The sequence below is a fragment of the Endozoicomonas sp. SESOKO3 genome (assembly GCF_024606255.1).
The window spans coordinates 1-2,500 of record NZ_JAHHPR010000159.1; the positions used below are offsets into that span (position 1 = coordinate 1).

Below are 2,500 nucleotides of genomic sequence, written 5' to 3' on the forward strand. Positions count from 1 at the left end.
GGAGAGACACCAGCAACTTGAATGCCGAAGTATTGGGTTGTTGAAATGTGAGAGGGTTCACCGGTTCTGTTAATGTGCCGGAGACATCCAGTTCCGGGAAAAGGGCGGGATTATTGAGATAAGCCAGCGTATCATGAATTAATTTTCGGGGTAGACAATGTTTCCACTCCTTCATGCACTGCCGCTTGTTAGCAATGAACCTGATAGCCAGAACATGAATGAGCTTTTGCCGGGTTGTTGGGTCAGTGCAACACTTCTTGAGATATTCCTTATCATTAAAACGAGTTAAAAAAGATTGAAAACCTTCAATGTAGTCTATTATGATTTTGCCTTTAACGGGTCGTAAACCCCTATTGATAATATGCATTCCTCCTGCAACAAAGGGGGCAGAATTTAGCACCAATGTGTCTTGCTTCTGCAATATGTCTTCTGGAAAACATTTTTTATCATTGATAGGAAAGTACGGATAAACAATATTCATGACATGGGTTTTAAAATCATCACCAGCATTAACTTTCTTAAAGAAAAAAGAAATAATTTCCGTATCAAGACATTGGCTTATTTCAGGTCTAATGATTAACATGGCTAATAGTAATTCTTTTCCTTCTTTAATCATCCCCTGAAGCAACTCATCATCCATATTTTTAACAGGTATAACAAAAAAAGGATTAACTTTTATCAGTTTTTTTAATAATAAAGCAAGTCTCTCCCTGTCATACCTGTATCTTTTTATGCAATATTTATAAACATCATACAAAAGATCGATATGCGTATAAGAGGTTGGCATTCTTATTTCCAAGGGCGCTGAAGTAATTTTGACTAGTACTTCTTCAAAGAATTCAGGATGACTGATCAACATGTCATATTCAATATCATCATTGAAAAGTTCAAAAAAATTGATAAGAAATTTTCTACCATCGAGTGAATCCAAAATGGCTTTTTCTGTTATAAACTGTGCCGGAACCTCTGATAATCTGCAAAGGCCTTTCGATAATTGCGAAAGGCAGTACTCTTTGTTTTTCTTTCTGATGTTTTGTGGTAGCTCATTAAGTGTTATTCTTCCCGAACGGATAAGCTCATTATAAACATCATCGTCTGCGAAGCTGCGCGGCAGAACACTCACAGACTTTATTTTGGCCCCGATATCCAGACGTTCATAAATCTGAACTGCCAGATTTGGTGGTGTACCACGGGGAATACCTTTCAGAGTTGACCATTCAGTCAGAAAATCAATATCATTTTTCAATTCATCAGAAAGGTCTTCGTAATAATGCCTGACGCCTTTTTCCCTGACGCGAGTCAATAATAACTGTTTTTTCCTTTCAGGTGTTGATATTAATACATCCCATATTTTATCAGCTATCTCCGTTTTAGAAACATCCCAAAGCTGATTTCTTATTATTCCTGACAAAAGGGTTGGTGATTTAAAATAATCTTTAGGTAATATTTTTTCAGGGCGATAATAAATAAAGTCGATAACATCTATAAATTTTTCTGCTGTCAGCCTACCTTTAATACTATGATCCATGAGCCGTTTAATGAGCTTAAGTTGTCTGTCGCTGATGATAGCAGTGTTCGCACCCTGAATATCTTTAAGCTTTTTTAATTTTGGTTTGAGTTTAGCGACTTGATGGGAATCTAGGCCTGAAGCAACGGCTCTGGAGGTAATTCCGATCTCTTTTTGATCTTTTTGTCCTGTTACAAGATCTTGTGTGAAATTTGCATGATGAACTCCCAATGCCTTATCACTGACAGGGCTGACGATTTTTCCGCAAACTTTGCCACGATTCTCTGTAGCATTGAAAGTAGGTGAATTTTGCCTCTTATTACATGAGAATTGAGATAATCGATCCATCGTTTTTTCCTGTCTTTAAATTGTCCTTAATCTTGACGAGGGAGAGCCCAGTCAAAAAATGCTCACAATATTGACCCGTCAATTCAAAAAAAGTTCCAAAACAGAAGAATCACAGAGTTGAAAAAAGGCCTCTGGCCGGACCGATGCAACCCAAAGTAATTCTCAATAGCCTGAAATGTAGGATGCGCTGGCGGAATATATTCCTCACTCCATATCATCCTCCTCTGTGTATTGGCCTGCGAATGCAAAAACATTACCGGCAAACAACGTAAGTCCCTTGACCAGACTGATCAGGGGAAAGGTGGAGTTATTGGCTCCGAGATTGAGTTGGTCATTGACATTATGGAAGTCTTCAGGAAATTTTTTATGTATGTCGAAACGACGCAAAACATGTGGGTACAGTGTGGCATCCAGGTTTCCACTACTCTTTATGTGTTCTGAGTAACACTCATCAGAAAGAGTAAAGCTACAATTGTCTTTAGCCTCATGAGGTTGCATAGCCGTCCAGTACAGGATTTCCTCAGCGGTGCGAGTCAGCCATGAACGGTATGTCACTTGGTCAACCCCCATAAATTCTGGCAGTCTTGACCTGGGCTGACATTCTTTTTCTTTGGCTAACAGGCCTGACAGGTATTCGTTAAGCAG

The 2,500-nt window shown here is 38.9% G+C and carries 2 protein-coding genes; both read right to left on the reverse strand.

Going from position 1 to position 2,500, the window contains the following annotated elements; all coding sequences use genetic code 11:
• Positions 1-1,855: hypothetical protein (locus tag KDK18_RS02675; RefSeq protein ID WP_257253007.1), on the reverse strand; the 1,855-nt coding region annotated here is incomplete at its 3' end.
• Between the two features lie 204 nt (positions 1,856-2,059).
• A partial coding sequence (locus KDK18_RS02680; RefSeq protein WP_257253008.1) for a hypothetical protein occupies positions 2,060-2,500 on the reverse strand: 441 nt, incomplete at its 5' end.